The following is a 15,598-nucleotide window of genomic DNA, read 5'->3' on the forward strand; positions in this document are numbered from 1 at the left end:
GTTGCCTAAGTGAGTAAGCACCATGAGCCTTTCCCTTCGCGACCAGTTGCTCAAAGCAGGTCTGGTCAACCAAAAGCAGGCCAAGCAGGTCGGCAAAGAGAAACAGAAGCAGCAGCGCCTGGTCCACAAAGGCCAGATCGAGGCGGATGACACCCAGGCCCGCCTGGCGGCCGAAGCGCAGGCCGAGAAGGTCAAACGCGACCAGGAACTGAACCGCCAACAGCAGGAAAAAGCCGAAGCCAAGGCCCGCACCGCCCAGGTCAAGCAACTGATCGAGACCTCGCGCCTGCCCAAGCTGACCACCGAGGACTACTACAACTTCGTGGATGACAAGAAGGTCAAGCGCCTGTCGGTCAACACGTTGATGCGCAACAAGCTGAGCAACGGCTCCCTGGCCATCGTGCACCACGGCGGCAGCTACGAGGTGATCCCGCGCGAGGCAGCACTGAAGATCCAGGAGCGCGCACCAGAGCGTATCGTGCAGCTCAATATCCTGACGGAAAGCCAGGTGCCGGATGAGGATGATCCGTACGCGGCCTACCAGATCCCGGATGATCTGATGTGGTAAAGCTGTAGGCCTGAAGGAGGGTGAGTACGCTTGCCCTGCGCTGCGTAGCAGTGCGAAAAACACAAACCCCGCTCAAAAGGCGGGGTTTGTTTTTGCAGGGGCCCAGCTGCGTGGGCCCGGCCTCTGCACAATTTCAGAGTCTCAGGAGCCTTGCGCCTGGCGTCTCATCTCAAGGGCTTCGAGCTCGTTTTTATAATTATGAGCGTCGCTCTCGTTGTGAAACATGCCGACCAACAGGTCTTGTTGGTGTACATCCCAGATGTGAATCCCATGGCCCAGTGCTTCGTGGGACATATGTTCGTCGTCGCGTTCAGTTACTTTTACAGTCATCTGCTTGCTCCAATCTCTGGTGGATCTGCGGCAAGTCGTCGCAGGCCTTTGTTATATGATTTGTTAGCTTGCTAAGTAAACCGACTTTTCGTGCAACAATTCATTGCGGAAAACGCAACAGTGCTGCAGGCCGCGAAAACCGTGACATTGCGTCGCAGGGTGCTGAGTTTTATGACAAAAGTTTCATGTTGGCGTAAGGCTTCAGCCTCTATTGATTGAGCCGCCGCTATCGCAGGCAAGCCAGCTCCCACCTTTTGAAAAGCATTCCAAATGTGGAAGCTGGCTTGCCTGCGATAGCGCGAGAAGCTTCAAAACAAAACGAGCAGACGAAAAAAAGCCCCGCATTCCGCGAGGCTCTTTTTTGATTCACCAGCGCATCAGCTACCTTTGACAGCCTTACCGTCAACGGTGCCGTCCTGCAGCATGATGTTGTATTCCTTACCGTCGGTTTCCACCTGACGCAGGGCAACCAGAATGCCGCCCTGGTCCTTGGCAAACCACATCTGGGTGATGCGCTTGCTCTGAGTCGGGTCACGCACGCGCTCTACCTTGATCGCGTCGATGGATCCCACCTTGGTCTGGACCTTTTCCGGGCCGATCACGCGGAAGTCGTAGGTGTCGACGTCAGTGCCTTCCACCACGTTGTAGCTCATGCTCTTCTTGCCGGCAGCCACATCGCGCTGCAGGGCCAACTGGTAGGTCGACTTGTCGAGCATGCTGCTTTGCAGGGGCACGTTGACTGGGTCTTTGTTCTCAAAACCGGTGACTTTCTTGGCGGTTTGATCGAAGTCCAGGTTGATCTTCTTTGCCTTGCCCAGACCGCCGCGCTCGAAGGTGTAGCTCTTCGGTTGCAGGGTGTCCTTGTCAAACAGGATCACACTGGTTTCGGTCAGGCTGGCGATCATCATCGAAGCCTTGAAGTTCAAGGTCCAGGTGCCGTCGCTGTTCTTGGTCAGGCTGCGTTCTGCCGAGCCACTCATGGGCAACTGTTTCCAGTCGGCGGTATAGCTGGCGGAGAATGGATGTAAATCTGCTGCTTGCACGGCAGGCAAGGCAAACAGAGCAAAAGCGAAGAGCAAGGCGCGACGCATAAAATCTCCTAGGTTCGAATCAAGTGGCCGCTGGCCGCGAGTAACTGACCGTCCAATAATGCACCCTGGTCACCAAGAATCAACCGTCCCTCGGCAAACCAGCGAACGGCCAGCGGGTAAATCCTGTGTTCCTGGGTATGAACCCGTTGCGCAAGTGTCTGCGCCGAGTCGTCAGACTCTACCGGAACCACTGCCTGTACGACCAGAGGCCCGCCATCGAGTTCCTCGGTGACAAAGTGCACGCTGCAGCCGTGCTCGCTGTCGCCGGCGTCGAGCGCACGCTGGTGCGTGTGCATGCCCTTGTATTTGGGCAGCAGGGACGGGTGGATATTGAGCAGGCGCCCTTCGTAATGCCGCACGAAATCAGCGCTGAGGATGCGCATGAAGCCGGCAAGTACCACGAGTTTGGGGTTGAAGGCGTCGATCAGTTCGATCAAGGCGCTGTCGAAGGCCTCGCGGCCTTCGAAAGCCTTGTGATCCAAGGCGCGGGTGTCGATACCCGCGTCCCTGGCGCGTTGCAGGCCGTAGGCATCGCTGCGGTTGGAGATCACCGCAGCGATGCGCACCGGGCTGTCGCCGGTGCGCGTGCTGTCGATCAAGGCCTGCAAGTTACTGCCGGTGCCGGAAAGCAGCACCACGACATCACAGGTCTGAGGCATCAGTGAGCCTTGAGGTTCTTCAGTTCAACCTGGGCCGCGCCTTCAGGGGCGGTAGCGATCTGGCCGATGACCCAAGGCTGCTCGCCGGCTTCACGCAGTACATTCAGCGCGGTTTCAACGTGCTCTTGAGCCACGCAGATGACCATGCCCACGCCGCAGTTCAGTACGCGGTGCATTTCGGTTTCGTCGACGTTGCCTTTCTCTTGCAGCCAGTCGAATACCGCAGGACGCTGCCAGCTGGCCACGTCGACGATCGCCTGGGCGCCTTTTGGCAGGACGCGCGGGATGTTGTCCAGCAGGCCGCCGCCGGTGATGTGGGCCATGGCTTTGACCGCGCCAGTGTCCTTGATCAGCTTGAGCAATGGCTTGACGTAGATGCGGGTCGGGGCCATCAGCAGGTCGGTGAGCGGCTTACCGTCGAGCTGAGTGTTCTCGATCTCGGCGCCGGACACTTCGATGATCTTGCGGATCAGCGAGTAACCGTTGGAGTGCGGACCGGAAGAGGGCAGGGCCAGCAGGGCGTCACCGGCGGCAACCTTGGAGCCGTCGATGATTTCGGCTTTTTCCACGACGCCGACGCAGAAGCCGGCCAGGTCGTAGTCTTCGCCTTCGTACATGCCTGGCATTTCAGCGGTTTCGCCGCCGACCAGGGAGCAACCCGACAGTTCGCAGCCGGCGCCGATGCCGGTAACCACTTGTGCAGCGGTGTCCACGTTCAGTTTGCCGGTGGCGTAGTAGTCCAGGAAGAACAAGGGCTCTGCGCCGCACACCACCAGGTCATTGACGCACATGGCAACCAGGTCGATGCCAATGGTGTCGTGCTTGTTCAGGTTCAGTGCCAGGCGCAGCTTGGTGCCCACGCCGTCGGTACCGGAAACCAGTACAGGCTGCTTGTAGCCGGCCGGGATTTCGCAGAGGGCGCCAAAACCGCCCAGGCCGCCCATGACTTCGGGGCGCGCAGTGCGCTTGGCGACGCTCTTGATGCGTTCGACCAATGCTTCACCGGCGTCGATGTCTACACCGGCGTCCTTGTAGCTCAGGGAGGGTTGCTTGCTCATGATCCAGGCCTTTAGGGGGGATTCAGGGGTAACGACCGAGCGGGCAGGCGCTTTTGGTAAAAGGCCCAGCCGTTGACGGTCTGCGAAGGCGCGCGATTTTATCAGGCTTGAGGGGCAGCGGCCATCCTCGGGCCGACGGGCAGGGCCATATAGGCAAAAAAAGCCGGTTAAAAAAATGCTAATCGGCTCTGCTTTGGCGTGTATTAAGGTATAGCCTTTAACCCGCTATCGTTATGACAGTACAAAAACTGCCGAGGCCTTGTGAATGTTTTACCGGTCGCCATGGTCACAGCCTTGGCAAACCGGATCCACGCGGTCTGTTGCAGCCGCTAAATTTGTCGTTCGGGAATCTTCCATGCGTCTGTGTAAATTCTTCTTTGTAGGCTGCTTGTCGTTGCTCAGCCTGGCGAGTCATGCCGAAACCCTCAATGGCCTTTATCAAGTACTTGAACCCGTCAGCAGCCAGTCGCCCCAGGAGCGCGACCAGGCCACCCAGCGCGCCGTGCAGACCCTGGTGATCCGCCTGACCGGCGACGCCAAGGCCGCCGACGGCCCGGGCCTGGCGGCCGTTCGTAAAGATCCGCAACAAATCATCAGCCAGTACGGCTATGACGCCGGCCCGCCGGAAAGCCTGCAAGTGGATTTCGACCCGGTGAGCACCGATCGCGTCCTGCGTGAAGCCGGCTTGTCGATCTGGGGCAGCAATCGACCGTCGATTCTAGGCTGGTGGCTGAACGACTCCACCGAAGGCAGCAGCCTCGTTGGCGATGGCCAGACCGTCGCCCAAGCGTTGCGCCGTGCTGCGCAACACCGTGGCTTGCCGTTGCGCCTGCCGCTGGGCGACCTGGATGAGCAGGTGGTCGCTACCGCGCCGAACCTGGAAAGTGCCGACGCTACGCCGCTGCGCACCGCCTCCGAGCGTTACGGCGCCGATGCCTTGCTGGCCGTGCATGCGCGCCAGGAAGGCAGTCAATGGCAAGCCAAATGGCGCTTGTGGCTGGGCGACAAGAGCGAGCAGGGCACGGTTCAAGGGGCCGACACCGGCGCCGTGGCCGATGCGGTGATGCTGGCGGTGAGCCAGAAGCTCGCGCCGCGCTTCGCGGTCAAGCCCGGCGTGAGCACCGAACAGTTGCTGGAAGTACAGGGCATGACCCTGGAGCGTTATGCTGCACTGGGTCATCTGCTGGAGCCTTTTGGCGGTCAGCCGCAGTCAGTGGATGGCAATCGCATCGTGTACCGCGTCAACGGCAGTGCCGATCAGTTGCGCACCCAGTTGAGCCTGGCCAAGTTGCAGGAGATTCCTGCGGGTGAGGCGCCGGTCCAGCAATCGGCAGTGGATGGCGCGCAACCGGCAATGGCACCCGAGCCTCAGGCGCAATTGCGTTTTCGTTGGTAGCAGTTTCTTCTTTATATAGATGGAGTGGTTTATGGCGGATACGCGTCGTTGGGTGTGGCTTGGCGGGATTGTCCTGCTGTGCGTCTTTGTATTCTTGCTGCATTCGATCCTGACGCCGTTCCTGGTCGCGTTGCTGCTGGCCTATCTCTTCGATCCGGTGGTGGATCGTCTGGAGAAGGCCGGGCTGTCGCGTACCTGGGGCGTGGTGGCGGTGTTCGCGCTGTTTACCCTGATCATCACGGCGCTGGTGCTGGTACTGGTGCCGATGCTGGCCAAGCAGCTGTTCCGACTCTATGAGCTGGCGCCGCAGATGCTCGATTGGCTGCAGCACACGGCGATGCCATGGGCCCAGGCCAAGCTGGGATTGGCGGATGGCTTCTGGAAGTTCGACAAGGTCAAGGCCGCGATCAGCGAGCACATGGGGCAGACCACCGATATCGTCGGCGTTGTACTAAGCCAAGCCACTGCGTCCAGCCTGGCGCTGATCGGTTGGCTGACCAATCTGGTACTGATCCCGGTGGTCGCGTTCTACCTGCTGCGCGACTGGGACCTCATGATGGCCAAGATCCGCAGCCTGCTGCCGCGTGACCGTGAGGAACGCATCGTCTCCCTCGCCGAAGAGTGCCACGAGGTATTGGGCGCCTTCGTGCGTGGCCAATTGCTGGTGATGTTGGCCCTGGGGATCATCTATGCGGCTGGCTTGATGGCCATCGGCCTGGAATTGGGCCTGCTGATTGGCCTGATCGCCGGCCTGGCTGCGATCGTGCCCTATATGGGCTTCGTGATTGGTATCGGCGCGGCACTGGTGGCCGGGCTGTTCCAGTTTGGTGGTGACTTGTACCCAATGTTGGGCATCGTGGCCGTGTTCATGGTCGGCCAGGCTCTGGAAGGCATGGTCCTGACGCCGCTGCTGGTCGGCGATCGGATTGGCCTGCACCCGGTGGCAGTGATCTTTGCGATCCTGGCGGGCGGTGAGCTGTTTGGCTTTACGGGGATCTTGCTGGCGCTGCCGGTGGCGGCAGTGATCATGGTGCTGGTGCGCCATGTGCACGATTTGTACAAGGATTCGGATGTGTATACAGGGGTTGAAGACCCGGATCTGTAACTTTGTCATCACAAGAAAAAATCGGAATCCGCTAAGGATTCCGATTTTTTTATGCCTGTGGCTCTGAGCCCCGTCGTGGTTAAGAACGTCGCCGGACCGCAGTTTTCACGTTTTCAGCCAGGCGTTTCTCCACGCCACCAGGTGTTCTTCCTTGAGTATCCAGTTCTTGAGCACCGCGCTACGCAGCGCGTCTCCGGCTCGAGCGCTGGCGTCCCGTTCGGTAAGGTGCTCGCGAATGGCGGCAATCCAGTCTTTAGGCGTGTTTCTGACCCGGGTCACCGGCAACTCACCGCTGTAACAACGAATATCCGAGCAAATCACCGGGAAACCACAGGCGCCATATTCCAGTAACCGCAAATTGCTTTTGCAGGCATTGAAAAAGTTGTCTTCCAGCGGCGCCAAGGCCAGATCCAGGTTCAAACCGGCCAGCCGTGATGGGTACTTTTCGATTGTCACACCTTGGTGGAATTCGTGGACATAGGGGCGTAGTTCCGGTGGGCACATACCCATGAATACCCATTCCACATCCTGCGCCAGCTCGCGAACCACTTCGGCGATAACTCGCAGGTCGCCGCCGTGACTTGAACCACCGGCCCAGCCGACCCGTGGCTTGCGGCCTTGTTGGCGATGGCTGGTCAGATCGTTCCACCATGTGCCTGGCAGGCGGTTTTCCATCACGCGGATGTCTGCATTGAAGTGTTCCAGCGCATCGGCGAGCGGCTGGGTCGACACCACCAGCCGGTCGCAGAGGCCGATAGCTTGTTTCAGACGGTTTGCGGTGTCTTTGGGAAACAACTGGCGACTTGCGTTGCCGGTGGGGACATCAAGAATATAGTCATCCAGTTCATAGACCTTGAACGCCTTGGAGAATGCTTTGGTGTTCTCGATAATCTCCAACTGAGGTGTAGTGAATTGCCGCTGGAAAATGATCGTATCCGGCGCATGGCGCTCCACTTCTACAGGTTGTAGTAGCCAGTCGCTGACCGCGCCCTCGATCAGCCCCGCTGCCTTCAGGGCAGCAAAAGGTTGGCGCACGCGGTAGTGCCCACTGCCGAAAAAATCGCCGGGGTAGCAAAGGGCGTAAGGCAATTGATGGCTGGCGAACGGATGCCAGCCCGCGTCGCTACGGCATTCATAGGCAAATCCGCGGCCTTCCAGTGTCAGGTTGCGGTTATAGGCCGGGTCATTGGCGAGCTGCGGCAGCCAGCGCTGGTACATCACCGATTGCTCGCGTTTGAAGCGCTCGCGTTTGGCTTCCAGTCTGGTCGTGTCGACCTTGTTCTGACTGACGTTGGCTTCGTGCATCAGCAATGCATAAGGTGTCCAGACAATCAGTTGCCCGGCTTGGCCCACTTTCAGGCAGAGGTCTACGTCGTTGAATGAAACCCCCAGGCTCGTCTCGTCCATTCCACCCACCTGGTGGTACAGGTCGGCACGGATCATCAGGCAGGCAGCGGTGACCGCGCTGTAGTTCTGGTCAACTTGCAAGCGATGAAGGTAGCCGTTGGACTGTATGGGGTCGCCGACAAAGGGGTGGTCCGCTACGCCGTGCAAACCGAGCACCACGCCCCCGTGCTGAATAGTCCCGTCGAGTAACAACAACTTGGCGCCGACTATCCCCACTTCCGGCCGCTGGGCGTGATGGAGCATGGCGCCGAGCCAGTCGCCATCAATGACCGCAGTGTCGTTGTTGAGGAGCACCAGGTATTCGCCACGGGCTTGGCTGGCGGCGTAGTTATTGATGGCTGAATAGTTGAACGGATGCGGGTAGCGCAGTATGCGTACCTTGGCGTTATTCAACTGCTCCATGCCCGTGAACCACTCACGGGCCTGCGCCGTTTCACTATTGTTGTCGATGATGATCAGTTCGTAGTTCGTGTAGCGGGTTTTCTCCATCACGCTTTCGATGCAGCGCATCAACATCGGCAGTTGGTCCTTGGTCGGGATCACGATGGACACCAATGGTTGCCCGGCGTGTTGGTAAATTACGCGATTGACCATCGGCAAAGGCCCCGTACGCATTTCATGAGCCACGTCCAAACGTTGCAAGTGCGCTTGGACTATAGCTGCCGAGTGTGCAATGACCTGAGGCTCGCCGAGCCACTGGCCGAAGTTGATCTGCTGGTGCACGAGCACATCCGCGAGGTGTCCGACGGTGCCTAGCCCGTGGGTTTCTATCAGCCGAAAGAGCAGGTCATGGGGCGCGAGTTCGGCGAAGGCGGGATCGAAGCCATTGAGATTCAACGCTGACTCGCGACTGAATGCCAAGGCTCGGCCAACATAGGGATAACTACGCAGCAGGTCCAGATTAAGGTCAGGCTTGAACACCGGGTCTTGGTAACCGGTAGCGGTCAGCGAATCTTCATCGGTGTAGCACATGCTGATGCCCGGGTTAAGGGCGATGCCCTCTGCCAGCAATAGCAACGCGTGGGGATCAAGTCGGTCGCCGCCCCGTAGCAGGTAGCACCAGTCGACCTGGATGGCCTGAAGCAGCTCATTGAGCTGGCTGGGCCAGGACTCCGCCAGCGGTAGCCAGACCAAGTTATCGGCCGGTGTCATCCCGGCCGGCTCGCTGTTTGACAGCACCACGATGGCCGCCGCCTTGTAGAGTTGGCGGTTGATGCTTTCCAGGCTGGCACGTAGCTGCGCAATATCACCGGTAGTATCGGTCAACACCACCAATACGTCGGTGTGCTGTGGCCAGCCAGCCAGCCGTGTTGGCAAGCCTTCGAAGTCCGCGGTAGACAGTTGTCGGGTATCCAGCCATCGCCGATACTGGTCGATATTGCGCTGGTGTTTGCCTGCATTCGCCAGCACGCCGAAGAAGCGCTCGATAGCGTGTGCCAGCGTGCCGGTAAGCTGACCGCGTTCAGTGTCGAAATCTTTGCCGGTGAGGTTCATCCGTTCCAAGGGGGCCAACGCTTCAATGCGTACAAAGAACATGGAGCCGGCAAAAAAATCCGCATCGTCGATTCGTTGTGAATCAATCCCGGCGCGTTCGGCCAGGGCCAGCAGGCGCTGACGGTCTTCTTCTTCAAGGTCCTGAGTGACTTGCGCCCGGTAAGGCTCTGTGCCGAGCAGTGGATGGTGCGATGGGGCGGCAAGATATTCTACCGACTGCCGGAATCGCACAGGGCTGAGCAAATCATCGAAAAGGTCATGTGCCCAGGAGCTCTCGGTGCCCATATGGGCCGAGCGTTTGGTGTGCAGCTTGACCAGCGTGGTGATGTTGTCGGCACGCAAGTTCGCAAGTACGTGGAGGAATGGCAGGGCATCCCTACCGTGATCGGGCACCCGATAGAGCGAGTATTTCAAACCGCTGACGGCGAGGTGGCTGTGTACGGTGTCTTCCAGGCCGGCTACGCACGTTACGTATAGATGCAGGCGTTCATGCAGCAGGACCAGGCGGCGCAAAATGTCTAGCAGCACACCTGGAAGATACACATGGATCACCACGCCAATGGGAGGCTCGCCGTCTTCGAGAACGGGCTGCTCGGCGACAAGTACTTCGCACTCGCCGACAAGCGGGGCGGCACTGTGCGAGGTAATGAGTGGCTGGAAATCGCAAGCCAGGTAGGCGCCCTGTACATGAAACAGCTCAAAGGCCTCAGGGGCTGACAAGGGGGCACGTCGCACCTGCGATGAAGGCTGCGGGTTGTAGAGCCCCAGTGCGTGGATCTGGCGGGTGAAATTGGCGAGGCCCTGATCGAACAGATCCTGCATATCTGGCTGGTTCTGGCGTTGCTCGGCATGCCGGCGAAAGAGTGACAGGGGCTCCTGTATGAAAGCGAGATGGCCGTGTTGCAGCAGGTTCACAAACATGGCCAAGTCGTTAATGGCACGAATAACGACGCCGCCCAAAGCGCAGATATGTGGCGCTTTGTCGATCAGTTGGGCGCGACGAAACATCACTGTGCTAGGTTCGCCAATGAAATTGACAGGCCAGTCGCACAGTAGCGAAATGAGGTCTGCACCCTGCAGGCAGGCGTCTTTGTCGAATACTTCACACGTCTGGAGGATGTCAGGCAGTGGCTCGTCTTCGGTTCCAATCAGTCGGCGCCGTGAAGTGACCAGCGAGATATCGTTACGTGCCTCAAGCACGGCGGCAAGGCGCTCGACGCAATTGGGCAGCAACAGATCGTCGTCATTGAGAAACTTGATGTATTCGCCCCGGGATTCTTCCAGGCAGCGACTGAGGTTGAGCTGGCCACCCAACTGCTGTTCGTTGTGCAGGTAGCGCACCGGCACTGCGGTCTGTGCAGCAAGACGCTCGGTGATCAGGCGGATGCCGTCGTCACGACAATCGTCTGTGATCACTATCTCCAGATTCGCGTAGCTCTGGTTCAGTGCGCTACTCAGCGCGGCCTCGAAGAACCGCGGGTTATAGGCAGGTATCGCAATGCTGACCAGCGGTAAGCGGCTGGTCGGGAGGGTATTGGTCATGCTCACACCAACTTGAACAGGGGGCGAAGGTAGAACTCGCTGAGGCCGCCTTCACGGCCGAGGCGATCACAGGTTTCAGCTTGAGCGAGGGCGCCGGGGCTATCGAACAGCTCGATTTTCCGTGTGTGCGGGTCCAATACCAACCCGATGTGTTCGATCTCCCAGCCGGTGCCTCTCAGTGCTGCATCGACGTAAGCGAGTTTTTCGGCCAGTACATTGCGACCCGCCACGGGTTGCGCGGTGTCGCCACCCCAATTGAAACCCATCTGGTAGAGGAGGCAGTCGGCTGACGGGCGAAGCGCCTTCAGAAAACCCTGGATATAACCTTGCAGGGCATGTTTGTCGGGCACAAGCGCGGCATCGAAATCGACTCCTGCATGATGTAATACGTTGAACAACAACAACGTATCGAAATGCCCCGGCATCGCCTGCGCGACTGCGTAGTCGAGGGCTTGCTGTACGACCTCGACGTTGTTCAAATCGAACTCGACGCTCAAGGCGCGAATAAAGTTGGCGCTGGTCTCGTCCAGCTCCCAGGCAACGCAGTGGCTGCTGGGGTAAGTATGAGCGAGGGTGGTGCTGAATAGTCCGGTATTGGCGCCGACATCCAGCAGCCGTTGGCCGCTGAAGTCGAAGTGCGCTTCCAGGTATTCCAGGCGGCCGTGGTCGGCACGCCAACGCGGGTTCACCGGTACGTCAAAGCCTAGTCGTTCTGTCACGAAAGCAGGCAGCGGTTGGTAACAGGCGTGTTTCCCGGAGTGCATATACAGCGCCAGTAGTTGTTCTTTGGTCATTGGCGTTTGCCTGAACGAAGGAATTCGAAGAAGAACAGCCTCAGGCTGTCAGTGGCGAACCAGATGTCATAGCGCGGCAGCCAACAGCAGGCCTTGAGCAGCCAGCTGCGAGCGCCGGCGAAAAAGCGCATGTCACTGCGTGGCTGTCCGACAAAGCCGCCGAGCCAGAGGTACTTGTCCCGTTGCCAGACGCCTAGAAAACGCTGTTGCGCGGCCATTTGCGGCGTCTGGTGCCGATCTTGCACCAACCAGCTGGCGCGGAAGCCATTTTCAAGCGCCAGTTGCATCGGCCCCCAAAGGCGTGGGTTTGCCTCGATGATGAAGTGTTGGCCGGCGCTTTCCATCACCTCAAACATGATGAAGCCGCAATAGTGATGCTGTTCAAGCAATGCCCGCAGGCGCTGGTCGGTATTTGTATCGGGGCAGCGCACCAGCTCGGCGGCAACCATCGATTTGCCTGCCGCCTGCTGGGCGATGTTGCGTTGATAGAGCGCGACGACACCCGCGTCGTTGCGGAAATAGAGATAGTAAAAACTTTGTCCGTCTATATAGCGTTGAATGAGGTAGCGTGCGGCATCGTAGTGGCGTGCATGTTCAGCATACTCGGCAGCACTACGCACCAGCAGCGGGTAAAGGCGCTGGCCATGGGGGCCGCTTTCGACCCTGGGCTTGAGCACAAAGGGCAACTGGCCTTCAGACAATTGCTCGATTTGCGCGGGTATTTTCAGGCCGACGACTTTTGCCGCCGCCAAGAGTTTTTCCTTATCGGAAAACAGATGGTAAATAGCCGGGCTGACAGATATACCCTGGATGCCTTCCAGGGATAACCAGTCTTGCATGCCCATCAGCAGACGGTTTATCGACTCGGCGCTCGGGGCGATGGTCAGCGGGCGTGTGGGGTGGCTGGCCTTGATGTCGAGCAGTAGGCGCTTGAATTCATTTTCATCAAGGGCATCCTGAGTGCGTTGTGCAAACAGGTAGCGGCGAAGGCGTGTGCGATATAGCGCATCTTGAGTGTTGCGTGTGATTAAGACGAAGTCGATGCGGTCGCGCTGAAGGGAGCGACAAAAAGCGCCGACCGCGCGCTCGTTGGCCCCGGTGAATATGATCACCAAAGGCTTTTCAGCGGGTGTCATCGTCATCGCGCAGCCAGTTGTTCAGCGAGCAATTCGGCCAGGCATTCTATGACTCTATCCACGCATTGATCGCTGAGTGAAAGATGAAACGGCAATCCCAGCAAACGCTCCGCTAATTGGTCAACCACTGGCAGCGGGCCAGCCGTATAGGCTTGGAAAGCGGGGTGGCCATGCAGCGGAGGGCAGTACCAGCGCCGGGTTTCGATGTCTTTGCCCAGCAGGCGCAACTGAATATCTACACCGCGTAACCCCGCGGGCAGCATTACGGGCATCAGGCTGTACACGCCATCGACGGGCTTGGACTGGAGTTTCAGTGCAGGGATTTTTTCATTTAGGCGTTCTACGTAGCGTTGATGCAAATTGCGTCGTGCTTCTGCGACAGTTGGCCAATTGTCCATCGCGGCCAGTGCGACGGCGGCGTGGTATTCGCTCATCTTGCCGTTCTCGCCGGCCTCGAAGACCAGGCCTCCACTCTGTGCATCGATGCCGAAGTTACTTAATGCTCGCATGCTTTGGGCGTAGGCGTGGTGGCGCGAAGCCACGAAACCACCTTCACCTCCCCCTAGGGATTTGGTGGCGTGCAGGCTGAAGGCGACTTTGGTCGTCAGTCCAATCTGCTGGTTACCCCAGGCGCCTGCGGCATCGACGACCACCGGAATTCCGGTTTCGGCACTAAAAAGATCCCAGCCAGCGACATCTTGAGCGCAACCGTACGTGGACACCGGCATCACTGCATCGAAGGGCACTTCGGCCAGCACTGCGCGTGCTATGGCGGGGGTCAGCAACCAATTGTCAGGATCGACGTCGCTGATAAGCGGCGTGAGTCCGGCCCGGATGATTGCGGTAGCCGTGGCAACGAACGTCAATCCGGGTACCAATACGCGGCCGCTCTTGCGAAGCTTCAGGGCTTCCAATGCAATTTGCAGCGCACACGTACCATTCGCCATAGACACAACATGGACTTGCGCGGGCTCGCGACTGAAAGAGCGCGATAGCCGGCCCTCTAGCTCATTGACCAGCGGGCCGAAGTTGGTGTACCAGCGGTTTTCATCGATTTGCTTCCAGTACGCAAGAATCTGCTCGACTTTGGGCATTTCCGGAACGAGCAGCTTGATGATGTTTTTCATGGTACGCACAACCGTCAATGAAATGTCGTTCTTGGCAATATGACGAGGCGAAGCAGGAAACATACCAATTTGGTAAAGGGTCGGCTTGGTGGGTTCGCGGTTCTGCGGCATCGAACAATTTGCATAAAACCAACAAGTTAACGCAAACCTTTGATTTTGCTTGGGGTCTGTTGCATTGTGCGCCCGGCGTCACGGGTATAAACTTTGCAAACTTTACACAGAGGCCACTAACGGTTCGTTTGGAGCCGTTCAGTCAGCATGAAACCGATTCAGCTGCCCTTGGGTGTGCGTCTGCGTGACGACGCCACCTTTATCAACTACTACCCAGGCGCCAATGCCGCTGCACTCGGCTATGTCGAGCGGCTCTGCGAAGCCGACGCCGGGTGGACCGAAAGCCTGATCTATTTGTGGGGCAAGCACGGCGTAGGGCGTACCCACCTGTTGCAGGCCGCGTGCCTGCGTTTCGAGCAAATGGGCGAGCCGGCGGTTTACCTGCCCCTGGCTGAGTTGATGGATCGCGGTATCGGCATTTTCGACCATCTTGAGCAGTACGAGCTGGTGTGCCTGGACGATCTGCAAGCGATCGCCGGCAAGGCGGAATGGGAAGAGGCGCTCTTTCACTTGTTCAACCGTTTGCGTGACAGTGGTCGGCGCCTGCTGATTGCCGCGTCTACCTCGCCACGGGAATTGCCGATCAAGCTGGCCGACCTCAAGTCGCGGATGACCTTGGCGCTGATCTTCCAGATGCGCCCGCTCTCCGACGAAGACAAATTGCGTGCCTTGCAACTGCGTGCTTCCCGTCGTGGCCTGCACCTCACCGATGAAGTGGGGCATTTTATTCTCACTCGCGGTACACGCAGCATGAGCGCATTGTTCGATTTGCTCGAACAGCTCGATCAGGCCTCCTTGCAGGCCCAGCGCAAGCTGACCATTCCCTTCTTGAAAGAAACCCTCGGCTGGTAGACAGCCCTTTGTTTTTGCCGCGTTCGGCAAATTCCAGGCGCCAGAAAACCTGCGCTTGAGCCGATGTGGCTACGCAAAAGGCAGGTACGGGGTGTTAAGGGCTTAGATGTCATGGTCCAAACAAGAAGTCACATAGATCACGATTGAATTTGCAAATCGATGTGATAGAGGGCATAGTCTCGTCTTCTTTACATATCAGCCACGGTCGTGCCCATGCTAAATCGCTTCGCACCCCTCGTGCCCCTCGCACTCGTTACCCTGTTGTTTGGTTGCGCCTCCCACCCTCAACAGGTGGCAGAACAGCAAAAACCACATGTTCAAAATCAGGCAAAATTCGTTGCTGCACAGTCTGCTTCTGTTTATGAAGAAGAGCTGGCAACTGAAAAAGAGCTGACCAACTTCTCCGGTAGCAAGCCTTACCAGCTTCCCGTTCTGGCCGACAGCATCCTCGAACGCGGCATGTCCCTGATCGGTACCCGTTACCGTTTCGGCGGCACTTCTGAAGCCGGTTTCGACTGCAGCGGTTTCATCGGCTATCTGTTTCGTGAAGAAGCGGGCATGAACCTGCCACGCTCCACCCGTGAAATGATCAACGTGGATGCACCGTTGGTCGCGCGCAACAACCTCAAGCCCGGTGATCTGCTTTTCTTCAGTACGGCAGGGCGTGGTCGTGTGAGTCATGCCGGTATCTACTTGGGCGACAACCAGTTTATCCACTCCAGCAGCCGTCGCAGTGGCGGTGTTCGAGTCGACAACCTGGGCGACAGCTACTGGAGCAAAACCTTCATCGAAGCCAAGCGCGCACTCGCCATGGCCCCGACGACAGTTACCGCTAGCAAGTAAACTTAAAGTGATACTTGAAGTTTGACGTGTAAGCGCTAGAATCCCTGGACATTGTTGTAATCCGTTCGCGCGAGCTTTGCTTGCG

13 protein-coding genes are annotated in these 15,598 nt (G+C 58.3%); 5 read left to right on the forward strand and 8 right to left on the reverse strand.

Going from position 1 to position 15,598, the window contains the following annotated elements; genetic code table 11:
* Positions 1-22 precede the first annotated feature (22 nt).
* Entirely contained in the window at positions 23-568 is a 546-nt protein-coding gene (locus AB4O08_RS20445) for a DUF2058 domain-containing protein (RefSeq protein ID WP_021490865.1), read from the forward strand.
* A gap of 141 nt (positions 569-709) precedes the next feature.
* Here AB4O08_RS20445 and AB4O08_RS20450 read toward each other — a convergent pair whose 3' ends face one another.
* The 4 genes from AB4O08_RS20450 to purM form a co-directional block, all read right to left on the reverse strand.
* Positions 710-898 (reverse strand): hypothetical protein, encoded by a 189-nt coding sequence (locus AB4O08_RS20450; RefSeq protein WP_010208657.1) that lies wholly within the window; start codon positions 896-898, stop codon positions 710-712.
* 377 nt (positions 899-1,275) lie between these two features.
* Positions 1,276-1,989, reverse strand: coding sequence for a DUF3108 domain-containing protein (locus AB4O08_RS20455; RefSeq protein ID WP_010208658.1), 714 nt, complete (start codon positions 1,987-1,989; stop codon positions 1,276-1,278).
* An 8-nt stretch (positions 1,990-1,997) separates the two neighbouring features.
* Positions 1,998-2,648: a phosphoribosylglycinamide formyltransferase gene (purN, locus tag AB4O08_RS20460; RefSeq protein WP_042571878.1), complete on the reverse strand. Its 651-nt coding sequence runs from the start codon at positions 2,646-2,648 to the stop codon at positions 1,998-2,000.
* On the reverse strand, positions 2,648-3,706 hold the full coding sequence (gene purM / locus AB4O08_RS20465) for a phosphoribosylformylglycinamidine cyclo-ligase (RefSeq protein ID WP_010208661.1): 1,059 nt from the start codon (positions 3,704-3,706) through the stop codon (positions 2,648-2,650). The genes purN and purM overlap by 1 nt, the downstream gene beginning before the upstream one ends.
* A gap of 355 nt (positions 3,707-4,061) precedes the next feature.
* Between purM and AB4O08_RS20470 the strand changes: the two genes are divergently transcribed.
* Both AB4O08_RS20470 and AB4O08_RS20475 read left to right on the forward strand, forming a co-directional pair.
* Complete coding sequence (locus AB4O08_RS20470; RefSeq protein ID WP_010208662.1) at positions 4,062-5,102, forward strand: DUF2066 domain-containing protein; 1,041 nt, start codon at positions 4,062-4,064, stop codon at positions 5,100-5,102.
* Between the two features lie 31 nt (positions 5,103-5,133).
* Complete coding sequence (locus AB4O08_RS20475; RefSeq protein ID WP_010208663.1) at positions 5,134-6,207, forward strand: AI-2E family transporter; 1,074 nt, start codon at positions 5,134-5,136, stop codon at positions 6,205-6,207.
* 105 nt (positions 6,208-6,312) lie between these two features.
* Here AB4O08_RS20475 and AB4O08_RS20480 read toward each other — a convergent pair whose 3' ends face one another.
* From AB4O08_RS20480 to AB4O08_RS20495, 4 genes are read right to left on the reverse strand one after another with little or no spacing between them, the layout of a single operon-like run.
* Complete coding sequence (locus AB4O08_RS20480; RefSeq protein ID WP_074900381.1) at positions 6,313-10,650, reverse strand: glycosyltransferase; 4,338 nt, start codon at positions 10,648-10,650, stop codon at positions 6,313-6,315.
* 2 nt (positions 10,651-10,652) lie between these two features.
* Positions 10,653-11,444, reverse strand: coding sequence for a class I SAM-dependent methyltransferase (locus AB4O08_RS20485; protein ID WP_010208665.1), 792 nt, complete (start codon positions 11,442-11,444; stop codon positions 10,653-10,655).
* On the reverse strand, positions 11,441-12,586 hold the full coding sequence (locus AB4O08_RS20490; protein WP_010208667.1) for an ATP-grasp domain-containing protein: 1,146 nt from the start codon (positions 12,584-12,586) through the stop codon (positions 11,441-11,443). Before AB4O08_RS20490 ends, AB4O08_RS20485 begins: the two co-directional genes overlap by 4 nt.
* Positions 12,583-13,818, reverse strand: a complete 1,236-nt coding sequence (locus AB4O08_RS20495) for a DegT/DnrJ/EryC1/StrS family aminotransferase (RefSeq protein ID WP_010208668.1) — start codon at positions 13,816-13,818, stop codon at positions 12,583-12,585. The genes AB4O08_RS20490 and AB4O08_RS20495 overlap by 4 nt, the downstream gene beginning before the upstream one ends.
* A 147-nt stretch (positions 13,819-13,965) precedes the next feature.
* Between AB4O08_RS20495 and hda the strand changes: the two genes are divergently transcribed.
* Together hda and AB4O08_RS20505 are read left to right on the forward strand one after the other, a co-directional pair.
* Entirely contained in the window at positions 13,966-14,670 is a 705-nt protein-coding gene (hda, locus tag AB4O08_RS20500) for a DnaA regulatory inactivator Hda (RefSeq protein ID WP_010208669.1), read from the forward strand.
* 213 nt (positions 14,671-14,883) lie between these two features.
* Complete coding sequence (locus tag AB4O08_RS20505; RefSeq protein WP_460114313.1) at positions 14,884-15,513, forward strand: C40 family peptidase; 630 nt, start codon at positions 14,884-14,886, stop codon at positions 15,511-15,513.
* Positions 15,514-15,598 lie beyond the last annotated feature (85 nt).

This window comes from Pseudomonas sp. H3_E07 (genome assembly GCF_054668895.1).

What these genes read in the sequence shown, in the direction of transcription:
- AB4O08_RS20445 (WP_021490865.1), top strand. Translation starts at nt 23, where the DNA reads ATGAGCCTTTCCCTTCGCGACCAGTTGCTCAAAGCAGGTCTGGTCAAC.
- AB4O08_RS20450 (WP_010208657.1), bottom strand. Translation starts at nt 898, where the DNA reads ATGACTGTAAAAGTAACTGAACGCGACGACGAACATATGTCCCACGAA.
- AB4O08_RS20455 (WP_010208658.1), bottom strand. Translation starts at nt 1,989, where the DNA reads ATGCGTCGCGCCTTGCTCTTCGCTTTTGCTCTGTTTGCCTTGCCTGCC.
- purN (WP_042571878.1), bottom strand. Translation starts at nt 2,648, where the DNA reads ATGCCTCAGACCTGTGATGTCGTGGTGCTGCTTTCCGGCACCGGCAGT.
- purM (WP_010208661.1), bottom strand. Translation starts at nt 3,706, where the DNA reads ATGAGCAAGCAACCCTCCCTGAGCTACAAGGACGCCGGTGTAGACATC.
- AB4O08_RS20470 (WP_010208662.1), top strand. Translation starts at nt 4,062, where the DNA reads ATGCGTCTGTGTAAATTCTTCTTTGTAGGCTGCTTGTCGTTGCTCAGC.
- AB4O08_RS20475 (WP_010208663.1), top strand. Translation starts at nt 5,134, where the DNA reads ATGGCGGATACGCGTCGTTGGGTGTGGCTTGGCGGGATTGTCCTGCTG.
- AB4O08_RS20480 (WP_074900381.1), bottom strand. Translation starts at nt 10,650, where the DNA reads ATGACCAATACCCTCCCGACCAGCCGCTTACCGCTGGTCAGCATTGCG.
- AB4O08_RS20485 (WP_010208665.1), bottom strand. Translation starts at nt 11,444, where the DNA reads ATGACCAAAGAACAACTACTGGCGCTGTATATGCACTCCGGGAAACAC.
- AB4O08_RS20490 (WP_010208667.1), bottom strand. Translation starts at nt 12,586, where the DNA reads ATGACGATGACACCCGCTGAAAAGCCTTTGGTGATCATATTCACCGGG.
- AB4O08_RS20495 (WP_010208668.1), bottom strand. Translation starts at nt 13,818, where the DNA reads ATGCCGCAGAACCGCGAACCCACCAAGCCGACCCTTTACCAAATTGGT.
- hda (WP_010208669.1), top strand. Translation starts at nt 13,966, where the DNA reads ATGAAACCGATTCAGCTGCCCTTGGGTGTGCGTCTGCGTGACGACGCC.
- AB4O08_RS20505 (WP_460114313.1), top strand. Translation starts at nt 14,884, where the DNA reads ATGCTAAATCGCTTCGCACCCCTCGTGCCCCTCGCACTCGTTACCCTG.